Genomic DNA, 24,457 nt, shown 5'->3' with positions numbered 1-24,457 from the left:
CGTCGGGTGGGGGAGCTTGCGGGCCGCGGGGGTGCCGGTGGCCAGGGGAGGCGTCACATGGGTCAGTCTCGCGCGCGCGGAGGGGAGAGGTCTAGTCCACTCCGGGACGATCCCGTTCCGGTCCGGCGGAATGTGTGCGAGCGGTGTTGCCAAACCGCAATCACCGTTGCCCCCTGTGACGGTGAAGTGCGCGGCAAACTCTGGGGCGCGTGCGTCCCGCGGGACTCCGTTGACCAAGGAATACGCGAAGGGGAAGTGAACGTGCGACGTCGGCGATTCATGGGCGCCACCGCCGGGCTGACCGGTGTCCTCGGCCTGACCGCGACGGCGACGGCCTGCGGCGGCGACCCCGGGGACGGGGACGTGGTGCTGAAGCTCGTGGTCACCGAGTTCGCCGACCTCGTGGGCGGCGGCAGCGTCGAACAGTTCTGGAACGACGTGGCCGCCGACTTCCGGGAGATCAACCCGCACATACGGGTGGAGGTCTCGGCCATCCCGTACCGGTCCACCTACGAGGAGGTGGCCCGGATGATCGACGACGGCAACGCCCCGGACATCGCGCAGCTCTACATGTTCGCGGACTTCGCCCGTGCGGGCGAGCTCTACGACGCCAACGACCTGCTCACCATCCCGGTGCTGTCCGACTTCCCCTCCTCCATCGCCGCGGCGGGCGAGGTGCGGCGCGTCCAGTACGGGATGCCGTTCGTCGCGTACCTCCAGACCTTCTTCTGGAACAAGGCGCTCTTCGAGGACGCCGGTCTCGACCCCGATACCCCGCCGCGGGACTTGGAGGAGCTGCTGGACGCGGCCCAGGCGCTCCGTCGCGCGGGCGTCGAGTACCCGTACGGGCTCGCGCTCGGCCACGACGACGCCAACGGCGAGGCGCTGATGTGGATGCTCGCCGGGGGCGGCTCGCTCACCGACCCCACCGGCAGCTACACCATCGACTCGCCCGCCAACGTCTGGACGTTCACCTGGCTGCGCGACCGCCTCGTCGGCAGCGGCCTGACCGGCCCGACGGCCCCCGGCGACACCGCGCGCCACGACCTGTACCAGGCGTTCGCCGCCGGGCGGGTCGGGATGCTGACCGGGGACCCGTTCCTGACGGGCTTCGCCGAGGAGAGCGGCGTCGGCTACGGCACGGCCGCGATGCCCGGCCGGCGCGGCGCCAGCCTCTCCGTGATGGGCGACGCCTCCTGGCTGCTCGGCTTCAGGCAGCGCGGGAACCAGGAGCACATCGCGACGTTCCTGACCTACCTGTTCACCGAGCACCACAACGTCAGCACCTTCGCCGAGCGGTATCGCCTGCTGCCCGTCTCCACGCCCGCCGCGCAGACCATGGGGGAGAGCGACTCGCCGGAGAACCGGCGGCTGCGGCCGTTCCTGGACGAGCTGCCGGCCGCCACCTTCCTCCCGGCCGGCAAGGTGTCGTGGGCCACGGTCGCGCGCCTGATCTCCGACGGCATCGGGGAGACCGTGCGGCCCGACGGCGACGTCGAGGGCATCCTCGCCCGGATCCAGAGCGACGCGGACACCCTCGACCGGCAGGCGTAGAAAACGGCCGGAATCGACCACCTAAACTGCCCGGATGACCAGCGAGCACCACGACGACGGCGACGGCGCGGACGGACTGTCCGAAAGAGACCGCGCCGTCCTCGCCGTGGCGCGCGCCGCGTGGCCGGGCGCCGGTGCGAAGGAGCGGGCCATCCGCGAGCGCCTCGGAATCTCGCCCACCCGCTACTACCAGCTCCTCAACGCGCTGCTGGACGATCCGCGCGCCCTCGCCCACGACCCGGTGACCGTCAACCGTCTGCGCCGCCTCAGGGAGTCCCGCCGCGAGCGCGGCTGAGCGCGTCGGTAGGGTCGTGGACATGGGCAGCCTCCCCGTACCCACGACGGACGCCGGCCGCGCCGGCCTCGCGGCACTTCTCGATCAGCCCGGCCGGGCGCTGATCGCCCTGGACTTCGACGGCACGCTGGCCCCCATCGTGGCCGACCCCGAGCAGGCACGGCCCCACCCCGACGCGGTGCCCGCGCTGGCCCGGCTCGCCGGGCGGGTGGCCGCCGTCGCCATCGTCACCGGCCGCCCGGCCCGGGTCGCCGTGCGCCTCGGCGGCTTCGCGGACCACCCGGAGCTGGCCGGTCTGGTGGTGCTCGGCGCGTACGGCGCGGAGCGCTGGGACGCCGCCACCGGTGAGCTGCGGACCCCGCCGCCGCACGCGGGCGTCGCCGCCGCCCGCGAGGAACTGCCCGCGCTGGTCGCGGAGTCCGGCGCGTTCGTCGAGGACAAGGGCAACGCGCTCGCCGTCCACACCCGCCGCGCCCCCGACCCGGCGGACGCCTTCGCGGCCCTGCGCGACCCGATGGCGGCGCTGGCCGCCCGCCACCGCCTGACGCTGGAACCCGGCCGCCTGGTCCTGGAGCTGCGCCCGCCGGGCATGGACAAGGGCGCGGCCCTGACCGCCCTGGCCCGCGACACGAACGCGGCGGCGGTGCTCTACGCGGGCGACGACCTCGGCGACCTCGCCGCCTTCGAGGCGGTCGCGGGGCTCGCCGGGAGCGGCGTGCCGGGCCTGCGGGTGTGCAGCGGCAGCGCGGAGGTCGCGGAGCTGACCGCGGCGACCGACCTGACCGTCCCCGGCCCCGCGGGCGTCGCCGCCCTGCTGTCCACCCTGGCCGACCACATGAGCTGACCCCGGCGGCACCGGCGGCCCGGCGGCCCGGCGGCCGACCGGGCTCAGCCCTCCCGCAGGGCCGCGAGCTGGTCCAGGAACCAGGCCTGGGGCGGCAGGGCCGTCGCGGCGGCGGACAGCCGCTTCGCGCGCCGGGACCGCTCGTCCTCGGGCATCGACAGGGCCTCGTGGAGCGCCTCGGCGGTGGCGGCGATGTCGTAGGGGTTCACCAGCAGGGCGTCCTCGCCCAGCTCGGCCGCCGCGCCCGCCTCGCGGGACAGGACCAGGGCGCAGCCCTGCTCGGAGAGGACCGGGACCTCCTTGGCGACCAGGTTCATGCCGTCCCTGATCGGGTTCACCAGCGCCACGTCGGCCATCCGGTAGGCCGCCAGCGAGCGGGCGAAGTCGTCCTTGACGTGCAGCACCACCGGCGTCCAGCCGTCCGCGCCGAACGCCGCGTTGATCTCTTCCGCCACTCGGGTGACCTCGGCGGTGTAGTCGCGGTAGACGGCCAGGTCCTGCCGCGACGGGTACGCGAACGCCACGTGCGTCACCTTGCCGCGCCACTGGGGGCGGTCGGTCAGCAGCCGGCGGTAGGCGTACAGGCCGCGCACGATGTTCTTCGACAGCTCCGTGCGGTCCACCCGGACGATCGTCCTGCGGTCCCCGACCTGCTCGCGCAGCGCCGCCAGCCGCTCGTCCACGTCCGGGCGGAACGCCCGCTCCCGCAGGAAGGCGGCGTCCGCGCCCAGGCCGTGCACGCCCAGCCGCGTCGTGCGGCCCTCGTGGGTGACGGACAGCCCGTCGACCTCGGCGCCCAGCACGGCCGCGCAGCAGTCCGCGAACGCCCGCGCCCACCGCTCGGTGAGGAACGCGGCGCGGTCGGCGCCCAGGATGCCCAGCAGCACCTGGCGGGCGATCGCGTCCGGCAGCACCCGGTACAGCTCGGGCGGCGCCCACGGGGTGTGCGAGAAGTGCCCCACCCGCAGGTCGGGACGGCGCGCGCGGAGCAGCCCGGGGACCAGCGACAGGTGGTAGTCCTGCACGAGCACGGCCGAGCCCGGCGCGGCCTCCTCGGCCAGGGCGTCGGCGAAGGCCGCGTTGTACTCCTCGTACGCGGCCCACTGCTCCTCGAAGCCGGTGTCGAAGACGGGCTCCAGCGGCGTCTGGTACAGCAGGTGGTGGACGAACCACAGCACGGAGTTGGCGATGCCGTTGTACGCCGCGTGGAACGTGGCGGCCGGGATGTCCAGCATCCGCACCGCCTGGCCGCCCGTGTCGGCCGGATCCAGCCGGGCCCCGGCCCGGCGCGCGGCCTCGCGGTCGCCGTCCCCGAGCGCCGCGCACACCCAGGTGCCCGCGTCCCGGTCCAGCGCGCTCAGCCCGGAGACCAGGCCCCCGCCGCCGCGCTTGGCGGTGAGCGAGCCGTCCCCGGCCACCGCGTAGCTCACCGGACCGCGATTGGAGGCCACCAGCACGCTCATCGTCGGTCTCTCCGTCCACCAGGGGGGTGTCTCGGGCGGAGGCTAGCCAGTCCCACCTGTCAGGAAACGTGTGTTCTGTCACAGACGCCCCCGGTTTCACCCCTGTGGGGGCGGAACCGGGGGCGCGTGGCCGGTCGCCGGGGGAGTCCCGGGTGTCCTACGCGGCCTGGCGGGCGGCGTACTCGGGGATGGTGGCCATCGGGGGCCGCTCCTCCGCGTTGATCGGGTGCGTCAGCGGGGCGAAACCGCCGTCGTCCGTGCGTTCGAACTGGGTGAGCCCGAGCCGGATGGGCATCACCGAGCCCGGCAGCCGGCTCTGCGCGGTGCGCATGATCGCGGCGGCCATCCGGCCCAGGGCCTGGCCGTCCTGGTGCCGGTGCTTGCGCACGCCCACGTCGACCTGGGCGAGGGCGTCCAGGCCCGCCAGGTTGAGCGTGTCGATGAGCAGCCCGAGCTCCACGCCGTACCCGACGGGGAACGGGAGCCGCTCCAGCAGCGAGCGGCGGGCCGCGTACTCACCGCCGAGCGGCTGGACCACGCCCGCGAGCTGCGGCCAGTGCAGGTTGAGCAGGGGGCGGGCGACCAGCTCGGTGACTCTGCCGCCCTGCCGGGCCTGGGAGGGCTGATCACCCAGGGGCCGGTCGTACATCGCCTTCACGAGCTGCACGCTCGGCTCCGTGAGCAGCGGGCCGAGGATGCCGGAGACGAATCTGGAGTCGAAATCCTTCAGGTCGGCGTCGACGAAACAGACGATCTCGCCGCTCGTGGCCAGCAGCGAGCGCCACAGCACCTCGCCCTTGCCCGGGACGGTCGGCATCCGCGGCAGGATCTCGTCGCGGTGCACGACCTTGGCGCCCGCCGCGGCGGCCACCTCGGAGGTGCGGTCGGTGGAGCCGGAGTCCACCACCATCAGTTCGTCGATCAGTGGCACGTCCTCCATCAGGTCACGCCGGAGCGCTTCCACGATGGCACCGACGGTCGCCTCCTCGTTCAGCGCGGGGAGGACCACGCTGATGCTGCCTGCCGCGCCTGCTGCCCGCTTCGCGTTCAACAGCTGCGGCATAGAGCGGTCAGCGGCGTCCCAGGACCGGCGGCTCAGCCACTCCTCTGCCTCTTCCAGCACGAATGTCGCTCCTGTTCGCGTTCGGCCATATTTACTCCGTATGGCCGTATCTGCCCCTTCCTGGCGGAGTCCGAACCCGACGGGACCAGGTTTCTTTCTGTGATGTCGCGGTCCCTTTCCTTGTCTCGCGGATCGGACGGCCCGGGCCATTGTGCGGGCCGTCCGTTACAGTCTCGAACAGCGCAGGTGTCCTCCGCATATCGGGAAGCCGCGCATACAACCACATACCGCTCATCCAGAGGGGCAGAGGGAACGGCCCGTTGAAGCCCCGGCAACCCTTCCGCCGGTCTCGTGACGATTCGAGGCTCCCGGTGGGGAAGGTGCCAAATCCGTCCTGCGGCGAGAGCCGCCGCGGGGAAGATGAGGAGAAGGGCCTCCGCACATGTCTGTGCTCACAGCGACCGGCGCCGATCGCGCCGCCACCCCCGCCATCGACCTCGGCCCCGCCGTGGCGTTGTCCTGCCGGGAATGCGGCGAGAGGTTCGGACTCGCCCCGATCTTCGCCTGTGCGTCCTGTTTCGGGCCGCTGGAGATCGCGTACGACCTTCCCAGCGGCGACCCCGAGGCGCTGCGGCGCCGGATCGAGGCCGGTCCGGCCAGCATCTGGCGTTACGCTCCGCTGCTGCCCGTGCCCGCCGACGTGGCGGACAAGCCCAACCTGAACCCGGGCTGGACCAAGCTCGTCAAGGCCGACCGGCTCGCCGCCGAGCTGGGCGTCACCGGCGGCCTGTACGTGAAGGACGACTCCGGCAACCCCACGCACTCGTTCAAGGACCGCGTGGTGGCCAACGCCGTGGAGGCCGCCCGCGCCTTCGGCTTCACCACGCTCTCCTGCTCCTCCACGGGCAACCTGGCCGGCGCGGTCGGCGCGGCGGCGGCCCGCGCGGGGCTGCGCTCGTGCGTCTTCATCCCGCACGACCTGGAGCAGGGCAAGGTCGTCATGGCGGCCGTGTACGGCGGCGACGTGGTCGGCATCCAGGGCACGTACGACGACGTGAACCGCTTCTGCAGCGAGCTGATCGGGGACCCGGCCGGCGAGGGCTGGGGCTTCGTGAACGTCAACCTCCGCCCCTACTACGCGGAGGGCTCCAAGACCCTGGCCTACGAGATCTGCGAGCAGCTCGGCTGGCGGCTGCCGGACCAGCTGGTGGTGCCGATCGCCTCCGGCTCCCAGCTCACCAAGATCGACAAGGGGCTGAAGGAGCTGATCGCCACCGGCCTGGTGGAGGAGAAGCCGTACAAGATCTTCGGCGCCCAGGCGGCCGGCTGCTCGCCGGTCTCGCAGGCGTACAAGGCCGGCCACGACGTGGTGCGGCCGGTGCGGCCGGACACGATCGCCAAGTCGCTGGCGATCGGGAACCCGGCGGACGGCCCGTACGTGCTGGACATCGCCCGGCGGACGGGCGGCGCGGTCGAGGACGTCACGGACGAGCAGATCGTGGACGCCATCCACCTGCTGGCGCGCACCGAGGGTGTCTTCGCGGAGACCGCGGGCGGGGTGACGGTCGGGGTGACCAGGAAGCTCATCGAGTCCGGTGCCCTCGACCCCTCGCTGACGACGGTCGTCCTCAACACCGGCGACGGCCTGAAGACTCTGGACGCGGTGGACTCCACCGCTCGTCCCTCCGCCATCATCCGTCCGAATCTTGACGCGTTCCGAGAGGCTGGCCTCGCATCATGAGCGTTACCGTCCGCATTCCGACCATCCTGCGCACGTACACCGACGGTAAGGCGGAGGTCGCCGCCGAGGGCGCGACGCTCGGCGACGTGCTCGCCGACCTCGACCGCGCCCACCCGGGCATCGCCGCCCGGGTCCTCGACGAGGACGGCAAGCTGCGGCGATTCGTCAACGTTTATGTGAACGACGACGACGTCCGCTTCACGGAAGGTCTGAAGACGCCCACCCCGGACGGCGCAGGCGTCTCGATCATCCCGGCCGTCGCGGGCGGCTGACGGCCCGTCCTTCACCGCGGCTCCACGACCGCCCCCGCGACCCCGGTCGCGCGGGGCGGTCGGCCACGACGTGGCGCTAGAGTGGCCCTGGTCTCATCCCGTACGTGTGCCACCCGCATATGAATTCTCGTCACTTCGCACTAAGAATGCGATGAAAATCGGTGCACCAATTGTCGGGTTAGCACTTTTGGGTAGGCAAAAAACATTCAACTTTCAGCTAATTTGCGGTCTTTGCCCGTTCTGGGTGGCCAAGAATTCTCTCCCGAATGGCCTGTTGCACTGGGCGTCCGTCCAGATACATTCAGCGGCGGTCGACGCGTTCCGGCGCACACCCCCCAACCGCCAGGGGGTGGGGTCTGAGAGGTCTGACCCGGGCCCGCGAAGTGCGGTCCCGTGAAAGGGCCAGCAAAATGGGGAGTTAGGAATGGCTCAGGGCACCGTCAAGTGGTTCAACGCGGAGAAGGGCTACGGCTTCATCGCGGTCGACGGTGGTGCGGACGTGTTCGTCCACTACAGCGCGATCCAGATGGACGGCTACCGCACCCTGGAAGAGGGACAGCGGGTGGAGTTCGAGATCTCGCAGGGACAGAAGGGGCCACAGGCCGACATGGTCCGAGTGACCGCCTGAACCGCCGACCGTACCGCGGCTCGTCACCAGGGCCCGCACCCGAGACTCGGGTGCGGGCCCTGGCCATGTCCCCGCCCCCCACGCCTGCCTGCTTGCACTCTCGGGGGCCGAGTGCTAATCATGGGCTTAGCACTCGGAAGGTGAGAGTGACAAGCAAGGACCGGTTCGGTGAGGTCCACGGGCCGGGCGGAGCAAGGAACCGCCCGGCCGGGGACCGTCCGTCGCGGGCGCCAGCGCGGTCCGGAGCAATCCACCCCCGGTTTGGGAGGACCACTTCACATGGCCAAGATCATCGCGTTCAACGAGGAGGCGCGGCGCGGCCTTGAGCGCGGGATGAACCAGCTCGCCGACGCCGTCAAGGTCACGCTCGGCCCCAAGGGCCGGAACGTCGTGCTGGAGAAGAAGTGGGGCGCCCCCACCATCACCAACGACGGTGTCTCGATCGCCAAGGAGATCGAGCTCGAGGACTCGTACGAGAAGATCGGCGCCGAGCTGGTCAAGGAAGTAGCCAAGAAGACGGACGACGTGGCCGGTGACGGCACGACCACCGCGACCGTCCTGGCGCAGGCGCTGGTCCGCGAGGGTCTGCGCAACGTCGCCGCCGGCGCCAACCCGATGGCGCTGAAGCGCGGCATCGAGGCCGCGGTCGAGAAGGTCTCCGAGGCCCTGCTGAACCAGGCCAAGGAGGTCGAGACCAAGGAGCAGATCGCCTCGACCGCCTCCATCTCGGCCGGCGACACCCAGATCGGTGAGCTGATCGCCGAGGCCATGGACAAGGTCGGCAAGGAAGGCGTCATCACCGTCGAGGAGTCGCAGACCTTCGGTCTCGAGCTGGAGCTCACCGAGGGCATGCGCTTCGACAAGGGCTACATCTCCGCCTACTTCGCGACCGACATGGAGCGCATGGAGGCCGAGCTCGAGGACCCGTACATCCTCATCGTCAACTCCAAGGTCAGCGCGGTGAAGGACCTGCTGCCGCTGCTGGAGAAGGTCATGCAGTCCGGCAAGCCGCTGCTGATCATCGCCGAGGACGTCGAGGGCGAGGCCCTGTCCACCCTGGTGGTGAACAAGATCCGCGGCACCTTCAAGTCCGTCGCCGTCAAGGCGCCGGGCTTCGGCGACCGCCGCAAGGCCATGCTCGGCGACATCGCGATCCTCACCGGCGGCCAGGTGATCTCCGAGGAGGTCGGCCTCAAGCTGGAGAACGCGACGCTCGACCTGCTCGGCCGCGCCCGCAAGGTCGTCATCACCAAGGACGAGACCACGATCGTGGACGGCGCCGGCGACAGCGAGGCGGTCCAGGGCCGGGTCAACCAGATCCGCGCCGAGATCGACTCCTCCGACTCGGACTACGACCGCGAGAAGCTCCAGGAGCGCCTGGCGAAGCTGGCCGGCGGCGTGGCCGTCATCAAGGCCGGTGCCGCCACCGAGGTGGAGCTGAAGGAGCGCAAGCACCGCATCGAGGACGCGGTGCGCAACGCCAAGGCCGCCGTCGAGGAGGGCATCGTCGCCGGTGGTGGCGTGGCCCTGCTCCAGGCGTCCAGCGTCTTCGAGAAGCTGGAGCTGGAGGGCGACGAGGCCACGGGTGCCGCGGCCGTCAGGCTGGCGCTGGAGGCCCCGCTGAAGCAGATCGCCGTGAACGCCGGCCTCGAGGGCGGCGTCGTGGTGGAGAAGGTGCGCAACCTGACCCCGGGCCACGGCCTGAACGCCGCGACCGGTGAGTACGTGGACATGCTGGCCTCGGGCATCATCGACCCGGCCAAGGTCACGCGCTCCGCGCTGCAGAACGCGGCCTCCATCGCGGCTCTGTTCCTGACCACCGAGGCCGTCATCGCCGACAAGCCGGAGAAGGCCGCCGCCGGTGCGGGCGACGCGGCCGGCGGCATGGGCGGCGGCATGGACTTCTGAGTCCGCGCCACGCCTTCCCGGCACCGCCGGACAGGTGAAGAGGGCGGCACCCCCACCGGGGGTGCCGCCCTCGCCGTTTTCTCGTGGTGCGGTGGTGCGAAGAGCGGGAGTCAGGCGATCAGAGGGTGATGCCCAGGGTCGCCAGCAGGTGCAGGAGGGCGTCCACGGTCGGCTGGACTCCGAGGTCGACCTCCGCGGCCGAGGCCGAGCCCGCCGAGCCCAGCAGGGCGATGCCGGTGATGATCCCGACGGTGGCGGCGGCCTTGACTCCGAAGCTGCGCATGTTTCGCACGGTGTCTCCCTTTCACAGTGGGGGTTGAGTGAGACGCCTGAAACGATGGTCTGTTGGTGTTACCGGCAGATGAAATGAGCCATGATCGCAGCCGCAAACCGCCCATTCGATGGATATGCGTCTACCGATGCTGACGTATCGGCCACGTGGTGCAAAAAAGTGGCTAAGCGCGGCCCGCCGCCGACAGCGCCGCGCGCAGGTGGCCGCGGGATTCGGTCAGCAGCCGGCCGGCGGTCGGGGCGTCGACCCCGCCGAGAATGGTCAGGATGGCGTGCTTCACCTCGCCGCCGGTCGCCGTCAGGGCGGACTCGATCACCTCGTCCGGCGCGCCGGTGGCCAGGCGCACGATGCGGCGCGAGCGGGCGCGCAGCTTCTCGTTGGAGGCCCGCACGTCCACCATCAGGTTCCCGTAGGTCTTGCCGAGCCGGATCATGCTGATGGTCGAGATCATGTTGAGCACGAGCTTCTGCGCGGTGCCCGCCTTCAGCCGGGTCGAGCCGGCGATCAGCTCGGGACCCACGACCACCTCGATGCCGTGCTCGGCGGCGGCGGCCAGCGGCGAGCCCGCGTTGCACGACAGCCCGATGGTGAGCGCGCCGCGCGCCCTGGCGTGCTCCACCGCGCCGACCGCGTACGGCGTGCGCCCCGAGGCGGAGATGCCGACGACCACGTCCTCCGGCGCGAGGCCGTGCGCGTCGAGGTCGGCCGCCGCCAGCGCCCGGCTGTCCTCCGCGCCCTCCACCGCCGCGACCACCGCCGCCGGGCCGCCCGCGATCAGGCCGACGACCTCCCCGGGCGCGGTGTTGAACGTGGGCGGGCACTCGCTGGCGTCCAGCACCCCCAGCCGCCCGGCCGTGCCCGCGCCCAGGTAGAGCAGCCGGCCGCCGCGCGCCATGCGCTCGGCCGCCGCGTCGACGGCGGCGGCGATGCGGGGCAACTGGGCGGCCACGGCGCCGGGGACGGTCGCGTCCTCGGCGTTCATGGCACGGGCGATGTCGAGCGTCGAGCGCTGGTCGATCTCGGCCAGCTCGGGTCGGTACGCCTCGGTCGTCAGCGATTCGAACTCGGTGGACATGAGGGGGCTCTCTCGGGGGGTGCGTGGGGGGCCGCGGGGTCAGCGTTCCCGCGGGGCATGGCGGTGCGCCAGCGCCTCGTAGCTGGCGTGCAGCGCGGGGGCGGCCACGTCGTAGGTGCGCTGGGCGACGCCGATGAACAGGCAGTCCACCACCAGGAGCTGGCTGGTGCGGCTGGACATGGCGGCCGGGCGCAGCTCGCTCTCCCGGGCCGTGGAGGTGGTCAGCACGTGGTCCGCGTAGTGCGTGACCTCGCCGTCCGGGCGGCCGGTCACGGCGACGGTGGTGGCGCCGCGGTCGAAGGCGGCCCGGAGCGGCTCGATGACGTCCACCGTGCGGCCGGAGTGGGTGATGGCGACGGCGACGTCCCCGGTGCGCAACTGGACCGCGGTGGTGACGGCCAGGTGCGGATCGGTGTGCGCGTGGGCGACGAGCCCGATGCGCAGCAGCTTCTGGGCCAGGTCCTGGGCGACGAGCGAGGAGGCGCCGATGCCGTAGACGTCGATGCGGCGGGCGGCGGCCAGCGCGGCGACGGACGCCTCCAGCTGGGCGATGTCGAGGGCGCTCGCCGTGTCGGTGAGGGTCTGCCGCTCGTCCGCGGCGAGCTTGGCGACGACGTCGCGGAGCGGGTCGTCCACCGAGATGTCGGCGGTGACGGCCGGGGCGGCGCCGGACGCCTGCTGGGCGGCGAGCCCGGCGAGGGCCAGGCGCAGGTCCCGGTACCCGGGGTACCCCAGGAGGCGGGCGGTGCGCACGACGGTGGCCTCGCTGGTGCCGGTCCGCTCCGCGAGGCCGGTGACGGTGAGCGCGGCGCAACCGGCCGGGTCCCCGGCCACGGTCTCCGCGACGCGCTGCATGGAACGGGTCATGGACGGCGCCATGGTGCGCACCTTCGCGGCCAGCGCGCCCGGCTCGGGTGGAGCGGGCCGGGGCGCGACGGCGACGGGACGGGATCTGCCGGCCCGGCGGACGGAATTTTCCTTCATCGCACTCCTCACGGACGAAACCTATTTTCGGCCCCGGGGTCCGTCAAGGTCGCCGGGCCGCCGGGACGGGTGGGAGATCCTCCGGCCTTCGTTCCCTCCGGAGTTCTGGTCCAATGGTCGGTATGGAACAGCCGACTTCGGAAGACGCCGTACACCGCGGCAGGGCCCTGGTGCTGGCCGATCTGGCGGCGGACGACGTGGCCGGGCCGGAGGAGGTCTCCCTGCTGGAGGAGGCGGTGTCCCACCGGCGCTGGTGGTGCGGCCAATGGCCGCCCGGCGCGCCCTACGTGCCGGGGCTGCTGGCGCAGGACATGCAGGACGCGCTGCTGGCCCGGCGCGGGCGCTGGCCGCTGTGCCCGGTGTGCGCGGCGGACGACCCGCACGCGCTGGACGTGGAGCCGGAGCTGGGCGAGGACCCGCACTGGGTGTGCGGGCGGACCGGGCAGGTGGTGGCCGCCGTGGGCTCGCTGGTGAGAGCCCGCCGGTGACCGTCTACATCGATCCGCCCACCTGGCCCGGGCACGGCCGGATGTGGTCGCACCTGGTCAGCGACGAGTCGCTCGCGGAACTGCACGCCTTCGCGGCCCGGCTCGGCGCGCCGCCGCGCGCGTTCGAGCGCGACCACTACGACGTGCCCTCCGAGTGGTACGCGACCGCCGTCGCCCTCGGGGCCGTCGAGGTGGACAGCCGTGAACTGGTCGCCCGGCTGCGGGCGGCCGGGCTGCGGCGCAGGAAACGCCGTGTCTGACGCCCCTCCCCGGCGTCAGACGACGTAGATCCCCGCCCGCGCGGCGCGGGCCGCGGCCTCGGCGGCGCGGTCGGCGCTCTCCTCGTCCAGCGGCCCGCCGCTCGCCAGCAGCCGGAAGTACAGCGGCGCCGACACGGCCCTGATCACCTCGCGGGCGTCCGTGCCTCTGGGCAACTCGCCGCGCTCCACGGCCTGTTCGACGCAGGGCGCCCACTCGTCGACGCGGACGGCGTAGAACCGGTGCAGCGCCTCGGCGGTGCGGCTGTCGCAGGTGGCGGCGGCTATCACGGCCTTGAACAGCGCGCCCTGGCGGGGGTCGGCGAGGGTGCCCCTGACCATGTGGGCGTGGGCCCTGAGGTCCTCCAGCAGCGAACCGGTCCCCGTGCGGGGTCGCGACCGCTCGGCCAGCTCGGTCAGCAGGTCCGCGACGAGCCCGGTGACCGTGCCCCAGCGGCGGTAGACCGTCGTCTTGCCCACCCCGGCGCGGCGCGCCACGTCCGCGAGGTCGAGGTGGGCGAAGCCCTGCTCGGCCAGGGCCTCCCCGGCGGCGTCGAGGACCGCGGCGCGCACGCGGGCCGTCCGGCCGCCGGGGCGGACGGTGCCGGGCTCGGCGGGCCCCGTCGCCCGCTCCCGTTCCCGCAGGTCATCAGTCATCAAAGGGCCTCCAGTCGGCTCGGCTTCTCTCCGGGGCTCCTCCGCCCCCTCCCCGGAGAGACGCAATCGGGGCCGGAATACCTGACTGCCAGTCATCCGGGGCCGGACGCGCCCCCCTCCCGCGCGGGCCGGGTACCCCGGGTGACACAGTGGACGGTCAGGGCTGCCGCCGCCCGGCGCGGCACCGTCCACCGTGGAACGGCAAGGATCCGCCTCATGTCAGACCCAGAGCCAGAGCCAGGCCCGGACCCGGGCGCAGCTCCGGAGCCGGAGCCGGTGGTTGTCCCGGAACGGGAACTCAACGCCACGGCGGCCTCGTTGCTCGGCTTCCTGCACGCCGGGGAGGCCAGCGGCTATGAACTCGTCGGCATAGCCCAGGAGTTGATCGGGGACTTCTGGTCGCTGACCCGCAGCCAGGTCTACCGGGAGCTGTCCGCCCTCGCGGACCGGGGACTGGTGGCGGCGGGCCCGGCCGGGCGCAGGGCCCGCCGGCCGTACGCCATCACCGACGAGGGCCGGGCCGCGTTCGCGCGCTGGCTCGGCCGGGCGCCGGAGCCCGAGCAGATCCGCTACCCGCTGCTGCTCACCGTCTCGTTCGGCGCGGCGCTTCCGCCGGGCCGCCTGCGGGAGTTCGTGGCCGGTCACCGGGCCGCGCACGAACGGCGGCTCGCCGACTACCTGGTGAGGGCCGGGGACGGCGGACTCGACCCGCACCAGCGGGCCACGCTCGCCTTCGGCATCCGCTACGAGCGGGCGGTGCTGGCCTGGATGGACGAGCTGCCGTCGATCCTCGGCGGCGGGACGGACGCCGGGGACCAGGTGTAGAAGAGGTGCGGGAGCGCGAAGCCCGCCGGGAAACGGGTCACGCCCTCGCCGGTGCGCCGCCCGCCCATCCGCTCGTAGAAGCCGATCGCCGGGGCGTTGTCGCGCAGCACCTCCAGGAACACGTCCCGGCCCGGGTGCGCCGTCGCGGCCCAGGCCAGGGAGTGCGTCAGCAGCGCGCGGCCGATCCCGGCGCCGGTGTGGCCCGGCCGGGCGTGCAGATTGTCCAGGAGAACGCGGCCGTCCGGGACGGGGAAGAGATGGGCGAACCCGTAGAGCCCGTCCGCCGCGCCGTCCCCGGCCGGGCCGGTCGCCAGGAACAGCGCCGAACCGGCGGCCGGTTCCGCCGCCTGCGCCCGCCAGTCCGCCAGCAGACCGGCCTCCACGGGCCCGGCCAGGAACGCGTCCGGCATGATCCCCGCGTACGCCGTCCGCCAGCTCGCCGCGTGCAGCGCCGCGACCCGGTCGGCGTCGGCGGGCGTACCGGTTGCGATGGTGATGCGCATGACCGCGAGCATCGCACGCGAACGGGAACGGACGCGAACGGAAATGGACGCGAACGCGGCGCGCCGTTCCGTGGCGCGGTGCACTCCCGCGCAAGAAAGTGTCGCCCCACAGCTAACGACACGACCGCGCCGCCGCGGCATGCTCAGAAGCGAGCCGCGGAAGCAGGAGCGGACGGGCGAGACGGCGCCAAGGCGCCGCCCAGGCCCACCGCCCGGGGCCCCGGGGACTGACCACCCCCGGCGGCCACGGCTCGGCCGACTGGCCGGCGCGTCGGGACAACGGGGGCGATGCGCCGGTCCTCAGGGGGAAGGGAGCGGGAGCGGCGGACAGGCCGCTCCCGCTCTCTCCTGTTCTCTCTCCCGCGCCTGTGTTCTCTCTCCGGTGCCTGCCCGGCGCCGTCCGGGAGACTCAGCGCCGGACCGCGCCCAGCGCCTGCTGCCGGAAGTCCCGGGGCGGAACGCCGTACGCCGCGCGGAACGTGCGGCTGAAGTCGGCCGCGTTGGGGAAGCCCCAGCGGGCCGCGATGGCGTGGATGGGCATGCCGCGCAGCGCGTCGTCGGACAGCGCGCGGCGGATGTGCTCCAGCCGCTGGCGCCGGATGAACGCCGCGACCGTGGTGCCCTCCGTCTGGAACAGCTTGTGCAGGTAGCTCACCGAGATGTGGTGCGCGTCCGCGACGGTCTGCGGCGACAACTCCGGGTCGGCCAGGTGCTCCTGGACGAACGTCCGGATGCGCAGCAGCAGTGTCCTGGCCCGCGACTCCGGCGTCACCGCCTCCCCGGCGGTCAGCAGGTGCCCGAACAGCGCGGACACCAGGTCGACGGCCACGGTCCCGAGCCTCGGCCCGTCCGCCGGGCCGAAGGAGCCGGTGTCCGAGGTCAGCCCGCTGAGGAACTTCTCCAGCAGGGCGCCGAATCCCTCGTCCACCGGGATGCGCCGCCCGAAGAGCCGCTCCACCCGGGCCGGCGGCAGCGACAGCAACGACTTGGGCACCACCATGCACAGCGACTGGTACGGCCCGGCGCCCTCCGGCGTGTGGAAGGCGGACATCGCGACGCGCGCCGGGTCGTGCACGTACATCCCGCCCGCCGGGGAGACCGCGTCCACGCTCTTCCGCTCGGTCCACTCGGTGCGCACGATGCCGTTCTGCACCAGGGAGAGCTGGTAGATGTCCGAACCGGCCGCGAACGGCGTGGTCGGGGTCCGGTGCACCTGCATCGGCAGGAACCGCTTGTGCGACACCTGGACGGCGCCCAGTTGCAGGTAGCGCTCATGTGCCCAGTAGTCGTCGGCGTGTTCGCTTCTCGCGTCGTAGAACTCCCGCACCATGCCCCGGAAGCGCTCGAAGCGCTCCTCGCGCGGCAGATCGTCGCTGCGGAAGGCGGTCTCGATCATCTGGGAAGCCAGCTCCCTTCTGCTGGGCGCGCGTGCGACCCGCGTTGACCGCACGCAAGGACAACGCCCGGACGCCGTGCGGAACTTCCGGCCGCGCGACGCCAGTGCACTCCTGGGCAAGAAACAGTGGACGCGCTGCTAAGGACTCCGTCCCGCGGGTCCGCCATGCTGTGAGCATGTCGCCGGGAGGCGGCACGGCCTCCACGGTGACCGACGTGGAGCGCCGAGGAGGTGGCGTGTTGGCAGCACTTCGGCCCTTCACGAGAGTTCCCGGGGCCGGCCTCTCCTCGGACGTGCGGTGACGCACAGGGACGGGTCGGCGCGTCGTGATCAACGGGGGCGATGCGTCGGCCGTACATGGGGAGGGGAGCGGAAGCCGTGGACCACCACGCTTCCGCTCCCCACCCGTGCGCGGGGCGCCCCGGCGTCTCAGCCATCGGACCCCAGCGCGTGCCGCCGGTAGTCCCGCGGCGGGACGCCGTACGCCGCCCTGAACGCCCGGCTGAAATCAGCGGAGTTCGCGAAGCCCCAGTGCGCGGCGATGGCGTGGATCGGCGTGTTCCGCAGCGCCGCGTCCGTGAGCGCGCGGCGGGCCCGCTCCAGCCGCTCGTGCCGGATGAACGCCGAGACCGTGGTGCCCTCGGTCCGGAACAGCTTGTGCAGGTAGCTCACCGAGATGTGGTGCGCCTCGGCGACGGTCTGCGGCGTCAGGTCCGGGCTGGCCAGGTGCCGTTGGATGAACGCCCGGATGCGCAGGGTCAGCGCCCGGGACCTGGTCTCGGGCGGGAGCGCCGACTCGGCCGTCAGCAGGCTGCCGAACAGGGCGCCCACCAGGTCGACCGCGATCGTGCCCAGCCTCGGTCCGTCCTCCGGGCCGAACGAGGCGCTGTCGGTGGCCAGTTGACGGAGGAACGTGGTGAGCATCGCGCCGAACCCGCTGTCCACGGGCAGCCGTTCGCCCAGCAGCCGGTCGACCCGCCCGGTCGGCAGCGTCAGCAGCGACTTGGGGACGCTCAGCCCGATCTCGTGATACGGCCGCGTCTCGTCCTGCGCGCGGAACGACACCGCGCGCACCCGCGAGATGTCGTGGACGTACAGCCCGCCGGGCCGCGTGGAGAAGTCCCCGTGCGTGAAGGCGGTGTGCACCCGGCCCTGGAGCGGGAACGCCAGCTCGTACGTGTCGGGGCCGAAGCCCGGCTCGGCGCGGGACACCCGGGTGAGGTCCATCGGCAGATAGGTCTTGGTGCTCAACTGCACGGCGCCCAGGGCGAAGAAGCGCTCGCAGGCGAAGAACTGATCGGCGTGGTCGCTGGTCAGCTCGAAGACGCCCTTGTAGCGGCCGTGGCAGTAGTCGAAGCGTTCCCTCCGGGGCAGATCGTCACTCTGGAACGTGCGCGCGAGCATGTCCACAGCAAACCCCCTCCGGGTACACGCCCAGTCAACTCCTGATAAACGTCTCGTGCGGCGTCCACCGGGGCCGTGAGCGGGACCGGGACCGGGACCGTGACCGGGACCGTGCCGGGGACCGGGGCGCCATGAACGGTCGGAACAGGGAGATGACCCGAGGGTAGCCGCTCGTGTCGCTCCGCGCACGACGTCCCGGTGATCCCCGCACGACGGCCCCGGGTGTGGCGGTCCCGAGGGACCGTGACCGGCCACTTCCCGCATCCCCCGGCGGACGACTACCGTGGGCCCACTCTGCCAGCAGGAAGGGTGGTCGGCGATGGCAACGGCGGAAGGCGCGTTCCCGCACAACCCCTGGCGCGAGCTGCCGTCCGCCCTGGCCGGACTGCTGCGGCCACGCGTCGGCGACATCGGGAGCGAGATCATCGGCACGGTCCAGCGCGAGGTGGCCGTCTACCGGCAGCCGCTGGACTCCGCCCTGGGGCGCGACGTCGTCCAGGCCACGCGCCGGTCGCTGGAGCAGTTCGTGGAGCTGACCGAGGATCCGCTGGCGCCGCAGGACCGGCACGCGGAGTTCTTCCAGCGGCTCGGCCGGCGCGAATACCGCAACGGGCGCACCACCGACCATCTCCAGGCCGCGTACCGGGCGGGCGCGCGGGTGGCCGCCCGCTGGTACACGTCGGTCGCCCGCGCCGGCGCGTTCTCCGCGGACGTCGCGTTCACGCTCAGCGACGCCGTGCTGGTCCACATCAGCGCCCTGTCGAACGAAGCGGTCCGCGGCTACACGGCGGCCCTGGGGCACAACGACAGTGACACGGCGCTCGCCCGCCAGGCGCTGGCCAAGCGGCTGCTGGACCCCGCGCCCGCCTCTCCCGCCTCCGTGGCCTCCTCCGCCTCCGTTCCGGAGACCCTGGAACTCCTCGCCGCCCGCGCGCGCTGGCCCTGGCCGGAGCGCGTCGCCTGCGTCGTGGCCCCGGCCGCCGCGCAGGCGCCGACCGACCTGGAGGACACGACCCTGACGCTGTGGCGCGGCGGGGTCCTGTACCTGGTGGTGCCCGAGCCGGACAGCGGCGACCGGCTGAACCGGCTGCGGCGGTCCTTCGCGCAGGGCACGGCCGCCATCGGCCCGGCCGTGCCGCCCGAGGACTGCGCGATCTCGCTGCGCTGCGCCCGCCTGGCCCTGCGGCTCCTGCCGGGCACGCCCCGCGGCGGCCCCCGGGGCGTCGTCGACGCCTCCGACCACCTCTCCGCCCTGCACCTGCTCAGCGGGGCGTCCGTCGGCAACCTCCTCGCGGAGCGCGCGCTGGCCCCCCTGCGGGGCCTGACCCCGGGGAAGGCGGCCCGGCTGGCCGAGACGCTCGACGCGCTGCTCATGTCCTGGCGGCGGACCGCTCCCGAGGTGGCGGAGGCCCTGCACATCCACCCGCAGACGGCGCGCTACCGGATGCGGCAGCTCGAAGACCTCTTCGGCCCGCGGCTGGCCGACCCGGAGTTCCGCCTGCAGGCACTGCTGGCCCTCCGCACCCGAGCCCTCGGCACACCTTCCGAACTGCCCCCCGGCCGCCACCGGGGCTGACCCCGCCCGCCCCCGACGCCCCGGGTCCTCGCCGGGGTCCGTGGTGCCGGGGGTCTCCCGGCCGCGAGGCAGCCGGGGAAGGGGGCGGGTCAGGTGGTCAGGTGGTCAGGAGTTCGAGTTCGGCGTGGAGGTTGAAGCGGGCGGTGGGTTCCCAGTGTTCGCGGGCGTGCGGGGTGCGGAACAGGTGGGGCATGGTGAGCAGGTGGCGCAGGACCGTGGCGCGGCCGGTGCGGAAGTCCTCGTCCGGCACGAAGCCGTACTCCTGCCGGACCTCCGCCGCGTACGCCGCGTAGCGCGCGGGCGGGCTCGCCAGGACGGCGAGGTCGGCGTCGCACAGGGCCGCGCCGTTGGCGTCGTCGTCGGCCGGGTCGTGGGTCGCGGTGAGCCGCACCAGCCGCGCCACCTCCTCCCGCCGCGCGCCGGGCGGCAGCAGGCGCTCGGCGAGCCGGGCGGACTGCTCCTCGTTGTCCGGGGCGGACGGGTCGTACACGGCGTCGTGGAACCAGGCCGCGAGCCGGACCGCCGTCTCGTCCTCGGCGTACCCGGCCAGTTCGTCCAGCCGTCCGAGCACGGCCCGCAGGTGGGCCACGGTGTGGTAGCGCCGGTGCGGCTCGCCCCACCGGGCGAGCAGCTCCTCCCCGACGGCGCGGGCCCCCGGCCCGGCGAGCGCGGTGAAGCGGGCCAGCAGGTCGTCGTCCCGGGCGGGCGTGTCAGCCGTCATGCCGCCATTGTCGCCCGCGGCCCTCGTCCCCGCGGCCCTCATCCCTGCGCCTGGTGAGGGCCAGGCGCAGGGCGGCCAGGCAGATCATCGTCGCGCCGAACGTCACGAAGCCCGGCCAGCCCGCGTGGTCGTGGGCGGCCTGGCCGACCGCCGCGCCGAAGGAGCCGCCGAGGAAGGTGGCGGCGATGAAGACCGTGTTGGCGCTGCTGCGGTCCGCCGTCGCCTCGCCCAGCACCCGGGCCTGGTTGACCGACTGCGCGATCTGGATGCCCAGGGTCAGCGCGAACATCCCCGCCGCCAGCCCCGCCACCGTGCGGCCCGCTACCGCCAGCACGGCCACCGCCGCCACCGCGAGGCCGACTCCGGCGCCCAGCACCCGGGTGCCGCCGTGGCGTTCGGCCAGCGGGCCCGCCAGCGGGGTGAGCACCCCGGCGGCCAGGCCGACCAGGCCGGACAGGCCCGCCGCCGCCGTCGACCAGCCGAACCCGGGCCCGGTCAGGTGCAGCACGATCACCGTCCAGGCCGCGATGAACACCGAGAACCAGCAGAACTGCAGCGCGCACGCCTGCCGCAGCACCAGCGCGGTGGCGGCGGTGACCACGGCCGCGCCGAGGTAGACCGCGCGCCACCCGGCCGCCTCGCCGAGCAGGCCGCCGAGGACGCGGCTGCCGAACAGGCCCGTGTACAGGCCGGTGGCGAGGGTGGCGACCGTGCGGCCGGCCCGGTCGGGCGGGGTCAGCCGGGTGGCGAGCGGTATCAGGATCTGCGGCACGACCGTGCACGCGGCGGCGGCGAACGAGGCGGTCAGCAGCAGCGGCAGGCCGGGCGCGGCGGCGGCCACGAGGAGGCAGCCGGACGTGGCCAGCAGCAGGGCGGTGATCAGGCGGCGCGGCCGGAGCAGGTCGCCCAGCGGCACCAGCAGCAGGATGCCGGTGGCGTACCCGGCCTGGGCGAGGGTGGCGGCGACACCGGCGGCCGGGTCGGAGACGCCGAGGTCGTCGCCGATGACGGTGACGAGCGGCTGGGCGAGGTAGATGTTCGCCACGCCGACGCCGCAGGCCACGGCGAACAGGACGATCAGGCCGCGCCGGGCGGTCGCCGGGGAGGCGGCGGAGGCGGGCAGGGTCATGACGCGAGCTGCGCCCGCAGCACGGCCTGGTCGAAGTAGGCGCGGGCCTCCTTGATCAGGCCCTGGTCGTCCAGCTCGAAGACGTTGATCCCGGACCAGTTGACCGGGCGGCCGGTGGGGGTCAGGGCCGAGCCGTGCCAGGAGACGGCGACCGCGTTGCCCGCCGTGTGGGCCTGGAGCGGGGTGAGGCCGAGGAACGGCGAGAAGCCGGACAGCACGCCGGCGATGAAGGCGTGTATCGCCTCCCGGCCCTCGACGGGCGGCCGGCCGACCGGATCGTGGAACACGGCGTCCTCGGCGAAGGCCGACGCCCACGCCTCGGCGTCGGCGGCGTGGGAGGCGGTGAAGAACCGCAGGACGGAGGCGGGCATGGCGGGCATGGGCACGGCGGTGCGCTCCTCGGGGGGCCTTGGCTTTCCGGGGGTTCCTAACCAGTTGGTTTCATGCGGGGTCATCCTGCGCCCGCGCTGGTCCGCAAGTCAACCGGTTAGTTAGATTGGCGTCATGCCGTACGACGCCGCGGCCACCCGCGCCAGGATCATGGAAGCCGCCACCGCCGAGTTCGCGGAGCGGGGGATCGACGGCGCCCGCGTGGACCGCATCGCCGAGCGCGCCGGGGCGAACAAGGCGTCCCTGTACAGCTACTTCGGCAACAAGGAACAGCTCTTCGCCGCCGTCCTCGAACGCCAGATGGGCGAGCTGATCGAGGCCGTCCACATCGACCCCGAACGCGTCCCGGAGTTCGCCGGCGAGCTGTTCGACCACTACCGCGCCCATCCCGAGCTGCTGAAGCTGCTGCTCAACGAGGCCCAGTTCTACGGCGCCCGGCACGCCTCCGAGGACCCGGTCCGCATCGCGCACTACCAGGTCAAGACCGACGCCCTGGCGGCCGGCCAGGCGTCCGGCCACATCACCCCCGACCTGCCGCCCGCCCACCTGCTGATGCTGCTGATCGGCACCGTGGCCTGGTACTTCACCGTTCCCCAGGTGGCGCGGGCGCTCCTCGGCGACGGCGAGGACCCGGCGGTCGTCGCCGCCTACCGCGCGTCCGCCGTCGAGGCGGTGCGCCGCATCGTCAGCCCGCGGACCGCGCCGGCATCCCCGTCCCCGTCCCCGTCCCGGTCAGCTCCGGCGGCAGCGGAGCCGCGTGCACGATCGTGAGTCCGGACACCGCGCGGGTCAGCGCCACGTACAGCCGGCGCAGCCCCGTCCGCTGGTCCGGCTCGCCGTCCACCACGGCCGCCGGGTCGTCCAGCACCACGTAGTCGTACTCCAGCCCCTTGGCCAGCGACGCGGGCACCAGCGTCAGCCGTGCCTCCCGCGAGGTCTCCTCGCCCGGCGCGAGACGGCGCAGGCCCGCCGCGTCCAGCGCGTCCGCCAGCGCGCCCGTCCGGGCGTCCGCCGCGATCAGGCCGACCGACCCCTCGTGCGCCAGCGCCGCCCGGCAGGCCGCCACCACCGCCGCGTCCAGCCCGGCCACGTCGGGCACCCGCCGCACCTGGAGCGACCCGGCCGCCTCCCGGACCGAGGTCGCCTCCGACAGGCCGGGCGCGATCGCCGGGAGCAACCGCGACGCGTACGCGATGACCTCGCGCGGCACGCGGAACCCCTGCGTCAGCTCCTCGACCACGGCCTCCGGCTTGCCCAGATGGGCCAGTGCCGCGGCCCAGCTCTCCGTCGCCCACGGCGTCGTGCCCTGCGCGATGTCGCCCAGGATCGTGGCCGAGCCGGTCGAGCAGCGGCGGCCGACCGCCCGGTACTGCATCGGCGACAGGTCCTGCGCCTCGTCCAGCACCACGTGCCCGAGCGACCCGGTCCGCTCGATCAGGTCCCTCGCCTCGTCGATCAGCACGGCGTCGGCCGGTGACCAGCGGGCCGACGCGACTCCGCGGGCCGGTTTGTCCCACAGGATCTCCTTGCGCTCCTCGGGGGTGAGGACGCCCGCCGACTGCTCCGCCAGGAAGTCGGCGTCGGACAGCAGCCGCAGCACCAGCTTCGCCGGGTCCACCGGGGGCCAGATCTCCTTGACCGCCGCCTTCACCGCGGGCGTGCGGGCCACCGCGTTCTGCGTCCGGTCGTCCGGCGCCTCACCCGCCTCCTCCATCCGCACCAGCACCGCGTGCGCGATGCGCTGCGGCAGCGCCTCCCGCGCCGAGCCGTAGCGCATGTCGCGGGCCAGCAACTCGCGGACGATCTCCTCCAGTTCGTACGCCGGAACGCGCCACCGCCGCGAGCCGCGCACCACCACGACCGGCTCGGTGGGCATCCGCACCCCCGACCGCACCGCCCGCCGCAGCACCCGGGCCATCCGCGCGTCGCCCTTGATCCGGGCCGCCGCCGCGCTGTCCCTGCCCCGGACCGGCACGTGCGCCACCAGATCGTCCACGGTGCACTGCTTGACCTCCAGCTCGCCCAGCGCGGGCAGCACCTGCTCGATGTACCGGAGGAAGGAGCGGTTCGGCCCGATCACCAGCGTGCCGCCGCGCGCCAGCCGTTCGCGGTGGCTGTAGAGCAGATAGGCCACCCGGTGCAGGCCCACGGCCGTCTTCCCGGTGCCGGGCGCCCCCTGCACGCAGACCGTGCCGGAGAGCGCGGCGCGCACGATCTCGTCCTGCTCGGGCTGGATCGTGGCGACGATGTCCCGCATCGGGCCCACGCGCGGCCGTTCGATCTCGCGCTGGAGGAGGACGCTGGCGCGCGCCTCCTCGGCCGGGTCGGAGAGGTGCTCGTCCTCGTACGCGGTCAGCTCGCCGCCGTCGTAGCCGAAGCGGCGGCGCAGCCGCACGTCCCGCGGGTCCTGCCTGGAGGCCCGGTAGAACGGCTGCGAGACGGGCGCGCGCCAGTCGATGACCATCGGGTCGCCGTCGGCGTCGTGGACGTGGCGGCGGCCGATGTAGAAGCGGTGGCCGCTCTCGCCGTCCGCGTCGAGGTCGTGCAGGTAGTCCAGCCTGCCGAAGAACAGCGGCGTGTCCGCGAGGTCGGCCAGCGCCTTGATCCGCAGCTCGATCCCGGAGCGCAGCACCTCGGCGTTGACCCAGTTCGCGGTGACGTCGGTGATGTCGAGGGCCTCGGCATCGGCACGCATGGCGCGCAGCGCGGCGCGGGAAGCGGCCAGGTGAGCGCGTTCGGCGTCCAGGGGGGAACGGGCGGGCACGGTGAAGCCTCCGGTGCGTACGACGGAACGACGGACATGACACGACGCCGCCCGGTTGCCGTCCGGACGGCTCCGTCCCGTTCGGGCGGGCGGAGGGAGAGCACGGGAGCCTAGACGCGCCGCCGCACCGGGCGCAAACCGTTTTGGCCCCGGTGCGTGGCGGACTTCGGGGGCGCGGGGCGCATACCCCTAGGGGACGGTGCTCCCGGGGGCGGACCGGTGGGGGAG

Annotated in this window: 25 protein-coding genes and 1 riboswitch; of the genes, 12 read left to right on the top strand and 13 right to left on the bottom strand. The window is 73.3% G+C overall.

Annotated features, from left to right (window positions below; all coding sequences use genetic code 11):
* Nucleotides 1–261 precede the first annotated feature (261 nt).
* The 3 genes from ACSNOC_RS19890 to otsB are packed head-to-tail and all read left to right on the top strand — an operon-like array spanning nucleotide 262 to nucleotide 2,693.
* The gene (locus tag ACSNOC_RS19890; protein ID WP_436748852.1) at nucleotides 262–1,554 is read left to right on the top strand and encodes an ABC transporter substrate-binding protein; all 1,293 of its coding nucleotides are present in this window, start codon (nucleotides 262–264) and stop codon (nucleotides 1,552–1,554) included.
* Between the two features lie 34 nt (nucleotides 1,555–1,588).
* The gene (locus ACSNOC_RS19885) at nucleotides 1,589–1,849 is read left to right on the top strand and encodes a DUF3263 domain-containing protein (protein ID WP_436748851.1); all 261 of its coding nucleotides are present in this window, start codon (nucleotides 1,589–1,591) and stop codon (nucleotides 1,847–1,849) included.
* Between the two features lie 22 nt (nucleotides 1,850–1,871).
* Complete coding sequence (gene otsB, locus ACSNOC_RS19880) at nucleotides 1,872–2,693, top strand: trehalose-phosphatase (protein ID WP_436748850.1); 822 nt, start codon at nucleotides 1,872–1,874, stop codon at nucleotides 2,691–2,693.
* 44 nt (nucleotides 2,694–2,737) lie between these two features.
* On the opposite strand, the gene ACSNOC_RS19875 is transcribed toward otsB, so the two are convergent.
* Both ACSNOC_RS19875 and ACSNOC_RS19870 read right to left on the bottom strand, forming a co-directional pair.
* Nucleotides 2,738–4,156 carry an alpha,alpha-trehalose-phosphate synthase (UDP-forming) gene (locus ACSNOC_RS19875; protein WP_436748849.1) on the bottom strand — a complete coding sequence of 473 codons (1,419 nt, stop codon included), beginning with the start codon at nucleotides 4,154–4,156 and terminating at the stop codon, nucleotides 2,738–2,740.
* Between the two features lie 157 nt (nucleotides 4,157–4,313).
* Entirely contained in the window at nucleotides 4,314–5,279 is a 966-nt protein-coding gene (locus ACSNOC_RS19870) for a glucosyl-3-phosphoglycerate synthase (RefSeq protein WP_436748848.1), read from the bottom strand.
* Between the two features lie 228 nt (nucleotides 5,280–5,507).
* Nucleotides 5,508–5,646: riboswitch (SAM riboswitch) on the top strand.
* Nucleotides 5,647–5,661: 15 nt separating this feature from the next.
* Here ACSNOC_RS19870 and thrC point away from each other — a divergent pair.
* The 4 genes from thrC (at nucleotide 5,662) to groL (ending at nucleotide 9,768) form a co-directional block, all read left to right on the top strand.
* A complete protein-coding gene (thrC, locus tag ACSNOC_RS19865; protein WP_436748847.1) occupies nucleotides 5,662–6,960 on the top strand; it encodes a threonine synthase in 1,299 nt (432 codons plus the stop codon).
* Complete coding sequence (locus ACSNOC_RS19860) at nucleotides 6,957–7,232, top strand: ubiquitin-like small modifier protein 1 (RefSeq protein WP_436748846.1); 276 nt, start codon at nucleotides 6,957–6,959, stop codon at nucleotides 7,230–7,232. The genes thrC and ACSNOC_RS19860 overlap by 4 nt, the downstream gene beginning before the upstream one ends.
* A gap of 424 nt (nucleotides 7,233–7,656) precedes the next feature.
* Nucleotides 7,657–7,860 (top strand): cold-shock protein, encoded by a 204-nt coding sequence (locus ACSNOC_RS19855; RefSeq protein ID WP_004986573.1) that lies wholly within the window; start codon nucleotides 7,657–7,659, stop codon nucleotides 7,858–7,860.
* 279 nt (nucleotides 7,861–8,139) lie between these two features.
* A complete protein-coding gene (gene groL / locus ACSNOC_RS19850; RefSeq protein ID WP_436748845.1) occupies nucleotides 8,140–9,768 on the top strand; it encodes a chaperonin GroEL in 1,629 nt (542 codons plus the stop codon).
* 118 nt (nucleotides 9,769–9,886) lie between these two features.
* Here the strand turns inward: groL and ACSNOC_RS19845 are convergent, their stop codons facing one another.
* The 3 genes from ACSNOC_RS19845 to ACSNOC_RS19835 all read right to left on the bottom strand — a co-directional run bounded on the left by ACSNOC_RS19845 (nucleotide 9,887) and on the right by ACSNOC_RS19835 (nucleotide 12,119).
* The gene (locus ACSNOC_RS19845) at nucleotides 9,887–10,051 is read right to left on the bottom strand and encodes a hypothetical protein (protein WP_436748844.1); all 165 of its coding nucleotides are present in this window, start codon (nucleotides 10,049–10,051) and stop codon (nucleotides 9,887–9,889) included.
* A 172-nt stretch (nucleotides 10,052–10,223) separates the two neighbouring features.
* The gene (gene murQ / locus ACSNOC_RS19840) at nucleotides 10,224–11,135 is read right to left on the bottom strand and encodes an N-acetylmuramic acid 6-phosphate etherase (RefSeq protein WP_436748843.1); all 912 of its coding nucleotides are present in this window, start codon (nucleotides 11,133–11,135) and stop codon (nucleotides 10,224–10,226) included.
* Nucleotides 11,136–11,174: 39 nt separating this feature from the next.
* Nucleotides 11,175–12,119, bottom strand: a complete 945-nt coding sequence (locus tag ACSNOC_RS19835) for a MurR/RpiR family transcriptional regulator (protein ID WP_436748842.1) — start codon at nucleotides 12,117–12,119, stop codon at nucleotides 11,175–11,177.
* A 122-nt stretch (nucleotides 12,120–12,241) separates the two neighbouring features.
* On the opposite strand from ACSNOC_RS19835, the gene ACSNOC_RS19830 reads away from it, so the two are divergent.
* Both ACSNOC_RS19830 and ACSNOC_RS19825 read left to right on the top strand, forming a co-directional pair.
* Entirely contained in the window at nucleotides 12,242–12,607 is a 366-nt protein-coding gene (locus ACSNOC_RS19830; RefSeq protein WP_436748841.1) for a hypothetical protein, read from the top strand.
* Nucleotides 12,604–12,867, top strand: a complete 264-nt coding sequence (locus tag ACSNOC_RS19825) for a DUF4031 domain-containing protein (protein WP_436748840.1) — start codon at nucleotides 12,604–12,606, stop codon at nucleotides 12,865–12,867. The genes ACSNOC_RS19830 and ACSNOC_RS19825 overlap by 4 nt, the downstream gene beginning before the upstream one ends.
* A gap of 15 nt (nucleotides 12,868–12,882) precedes the next feature.
* Here the strand turns inward: ACSNOC_RS19825 and ACSNOC_RS19820 are convergent, their stop codons facing one another.
* Nucleotides 12,883–13,521 carry a TetR/AcrR family transcriptional regulator gene (locus tag ACSNOC_RS19820; protein ID WP_436748839.1) on the bottom strand — a complete coding sequence of 213 codons (639 nt, stop codon included), beginning with the start codon at nucleotides 13,519–13,521 and terminating at the stop codon, nucleotides 12,883–12,885.
* Between the two features lie 276 nt (nucleotides 13,522–13,797).
* On the opposite strand from ACSNOC_RS19820, the gene ACSNOC_RS19815 reads away from it, so the two are divergent.
* Nucleotides 13,798–14,346 carry a PadR family transcriptional regulator gene (locus ACSNOC_RS19815; RefSeq protein WP_436748838.1) on the top strand — a complete coding sequence of 183 codons (549 nt, stop codon included), beginning with the start codon at nucleotides 13,798–13,800 and terminating at the stop codon, nucleotides 14,344–14,346.
* Here ACSNOC_RS19815 and ACSNOC_RS19810 read toward each other — a convergent pair.
* The 3 genes from ACSNOC_RS19810 to ACSNOC_RS19800 form a co-directional block, all read right to left on the bottom strand.
* Entirely contained in the window at nucleotides 14,265–14,849 is a 585-nt protein-coding gene (locus ACSNOC_RS19810) for an N-acetyltransferase family protein (RefSeq protein WP_436748837.1), read from the bottom strand. The genes ACSNOC_RS19815 and ACSNOC_RS19810 overlap by 82 nt on opposite strands.
* A 409-nt stretch (nucleotides 14,850–15,258) precedes the next feature.
* Nucleotides 15,259–16,245 (bottom strand): AraC family transcriptional regulator, encoded by a 987-nt coding sequence (locus ACSNOC_RS19805; protein WP_436748836.1) that lies wholly within the window; start codon nucleotides 16,243–16,245, stop codon nucleotides 15,259–15,261.
* Between the two features lie 429 nt (nucleotides 16,246–16,674).
* Nucleotides 16,675–17,649: a helix-turn-helix domain-containing protein gene (locus ACSNOC_RS19800; protein ID WP_436748835.1), complete on the bottom strand. Its 975-nt coding sequence runs from the start codon at nucleotides 17,647–17,649 to the stop codon at nucleotides 16,675–16,677.
* Nucleotides 17,650–17,968: 319 nt separating this feature from the next.
* On the opposite strand from ACSNOC_RS19800, the gene ACSNOC_RS19795 reads away from it, so the two are divergent.
* Nucleotides 17,969–19,225 (top strand): PucR family transcriptional regulator, encoded by a 1,257-nt coding sequence (locus ACSNOC_RS19795; protein ID WP_436748834.1) that lies wholly within the window; start codon nucleotides 17,969–17,971, stop codon nucleotides 19,223–19,225.
* Nucleotides 19,226–19,322: 97 nt separating this feature from the next.
* Here the strand turns inward: ACSNOC_RS19795 and ACSNOC_RS19790 are convergent, their stop codons facing one another.
* The 3 genes from ACSNOC_RS19790 to ACSNOC_RS19780 are packed head-to-tail and all read right to left on the bottom strand — an operon-like array spanning nucleotide 19,323 to nucleotide 21,455.
* On the bottom strand, nucleotides 19,323–19,946 hold the full coding sequence (locus ACSNOC_RS19790; RefSeq protein WP_436748833.1) for an HD domain-containing protein: 624 nt from the start codon (nucleotides 19,944–19,946) through the stop codon (nucleotides 19,323–19,325).
* Nucleotides 19,936–21,075: an MFS transporter gene (locus ACSNOC_RS19785; RefSeq protein ID WP_436748832.1), complete on the bottom strand. Its 1,140-nt coding sequence runs from the start codon at nucleotides 21,073–21,075 to the stop codon at nucleotides 19,936–19,938. The genes ACSNOC_RS19790 and ACSNOC_RS19785 overlap by 11 nt, the downstream gene beginning before the upstream one ends.
* A complete protein-coding gene (locus ACSNOC_RS19780) occupies nucleotides 21,072–21,455 on the bottom strand; it encodes a nuclear transport factor 2 family protein (RefSeq protein WP_436748853.1) in 384 nt (127 codons plus the stop codon). Before ACSNOC_RS19780 ends, ACSNOC_RS19785 begins: the two co-directional genes overlap by 4 nt.
* Nucleotides 21,456–21,579: 124 nt before the next feature.
* Here ACSNOC_RS19780 and ACSNOC_RS19775 point away from each other — a divergent pair, with 124 nt between their 5' ends.
* Nucleotides 21,580–22,236 (top strand): TetR family transcriptional regulator, encoded by a 657-nt coding sequence (locus ACSNOC_RS19775; protein WP_436748831.1) that lies wholly within the window; start codon nucleotides 21,580–21,582, stop codon nucleotides 22,234–22,236.
* Here ACSNOC_RS19775 and ACSNOC_RS19770 read toward each other — a convergent pair.
* Nucleotides 22,151–24,229, bottom strand: a complete 2,079-nt coding sequence (locus ACSNOC_RS19770) for a HelD family protein (RefSeq protein WP_436748830.1) — start codon at nucleotides 24,227–24,229, stop codon at nucleotides 22,151–22,153. The two genes, ACSNOC_RS19775 and ACSNOC_RS19770, sit on opposite strands and share 86 nt — an antisense overlap.
* Nucleotides 24,230–24,457 lie beyond the last annotated feature (228 nt).

Source organism: Streptomyces sp. URMC 129 (assembly GCF_051386415.1).
Classification (GTDB): domain Bacteria; phylum Actinomycetota; class Actinomycetes; order Streptomycetales; family Streptomycetaceae; genus Streptomyces.
This window is presented reverse-complemented; position numbering and strand designations above follow the sequence as displayed.

What these genes read in the sequence shown, in the direction of transcription:
- ACSNOC_RS19885 (WP_436748851.1), top strand. Translation starts at nt 1,589, where the DNA reads ATGACCAGCGAGCACCACGACGACGGCGACGGCGCGGACGGACTGTCC.
- otsB (WP_436748850.1), top strand. Translation starts at nt 1,872, where the DNA reads ATGGGCAGCCTCCCCGTACCCACGACGGACGCCGGCCGCGCCGGCCTC.
- ACSNOC_RS19875 (WP_436748849.1), bottom strand. Translation starts at nt 4,156, where the DNA reads ATGAGCGTGCTGGTGGCCTCCAATCGCGGTCCGGTGAGCTACGCGGTG.
- thrC (WP_436748847.1), top strand. Translation starts at nt 5,662, where the DNA reads ATGTCTGTGCTCACAGCGACCGGCGCCGATCGCGCCGCCACCCCCGCC.
- ACSNOC_RS19860 (WP_436748846.1), top strand. Translation starts at nt 6,957, where the DNA reads ATGAGCGTTACCGTCCGCATTCCGACCATCCTGCGCACGTACACCGAC.
- ACSNOC_RS19855 (WP_004986573.1), top strand. Translation starts at nt 7,657, where the DNA reads ATGGCTCAGGGCACCGTCAAGTGGTTCAACGCGGAGAAGGGCTACGGC.
- groL (WP_436748845.1), top strand. Translation starts at nt 8,140, where the DNA reads ATGGCCAAGATCATCGCGTTCAACGAGGAGGCGCGGCGCGGCCTTGAG.
- ACSNOC_RS19845 (WP_436748844.1), bottom strand. Translation starts at nt 10,051, where the DNA reads ATGCGCAGCTTCGGAGTCAAGGCCGCCGCCACCGTCGGGATCATCACC.
- murQ (WP_436748843.1), bottom strand. Translation starts at nt 11,135, where the DNA reads ATGTCCACCGAGTTCGAATCGCTGACGACCGAGGCGTACCGACCCGAG.
- ACSNOC_RS19835 (WP_436748842.1), bottom strand. Translation starts at nt 12,119, where the DNA reads ATGAAGGAAAATTCCGTCCGCCGGGCCGGCAGATCCCGTCCCGTCGCC.
- ACSNOC_RS19830 (WP_436748841.1), top strand. Translation starts at nt 12,242, where the DNA reads ATGGAACAGCCGACTTCGGAAGACGCCGTACACCGCGGCAGGGCCCTG.
- ACSNOC_RS19820 (WP_436748839.1), bottom strand. Translation starts at nt 13,521, where the DNA reads ATGACTGATGACCTGCGGGAACGGGAGCGGGCGACGGGGCCCGCCGAG.
- ACSNOC_RS19810 (WP_436748837.1), bottom strand. Translation starts at nt 14,849, where the DNA reads ATGCGCATCACCATCGCAACCGGTACGCCCGCCGACGCCGACCGGGTC.
- ACSNOC_RS19805 (WP_436748836.1), bottom strand. Translation starts at nt 16,245, where the DNA reads ATGATCGAGACCGCCTTCCGCAGCGACGATCTGCCGCGCGAGGAGCGC.
- ACSNOC_RS19800 (WP_436748835.1), bottom strand. Translation starts at nt 17,649, where the DNA reads ATGCTCGCGCGCACGTTCCAGAGTGACGATCTGCCCCGGAGGGAACGC.
- ACSNOC_RS19795 (WP_436748834.1), top strand. Translation starts at nt 17,969, where the DNA reads ATGGCAACGGCGGAAGGCGCGTTCCCGCACAACCCCTGGCGCGAGCTG.
- ACSNOC_RS19790 (WP_436748833.1), bottom strand. Translation starts at nt 19,946, where the DNA reads ATGACGGCTGACACGCCCGCCCGGGACGACGACCTGCTGGCCCGCTTC.
- ACSNOC_RS19785 (WP_436748832.1), bottom strand. Translation starts at nt 21,075, where the DNA reads ATGACCCTGCCCGCCTCCGCCGCCTCCCCGGCGACCGCCCGGCGCGGC.
- ACSNOC_RS19780 (WP_436748853.1), bottom strand. Translation starts at nt 21,455, where the DNA reads ATGCCCGCCATGCCCGCCTCCGTCCTGCGGTTCTTCACCGCCTCCCAC.
- ACSNOC_RS19775 (WP_436748831.1), top strand. Translation starts at nt 21,580, where the DNA reads ATGCCGTACGACGCCGCGGCCACCCGCGCCAGGATCATGGAAGCCGCC.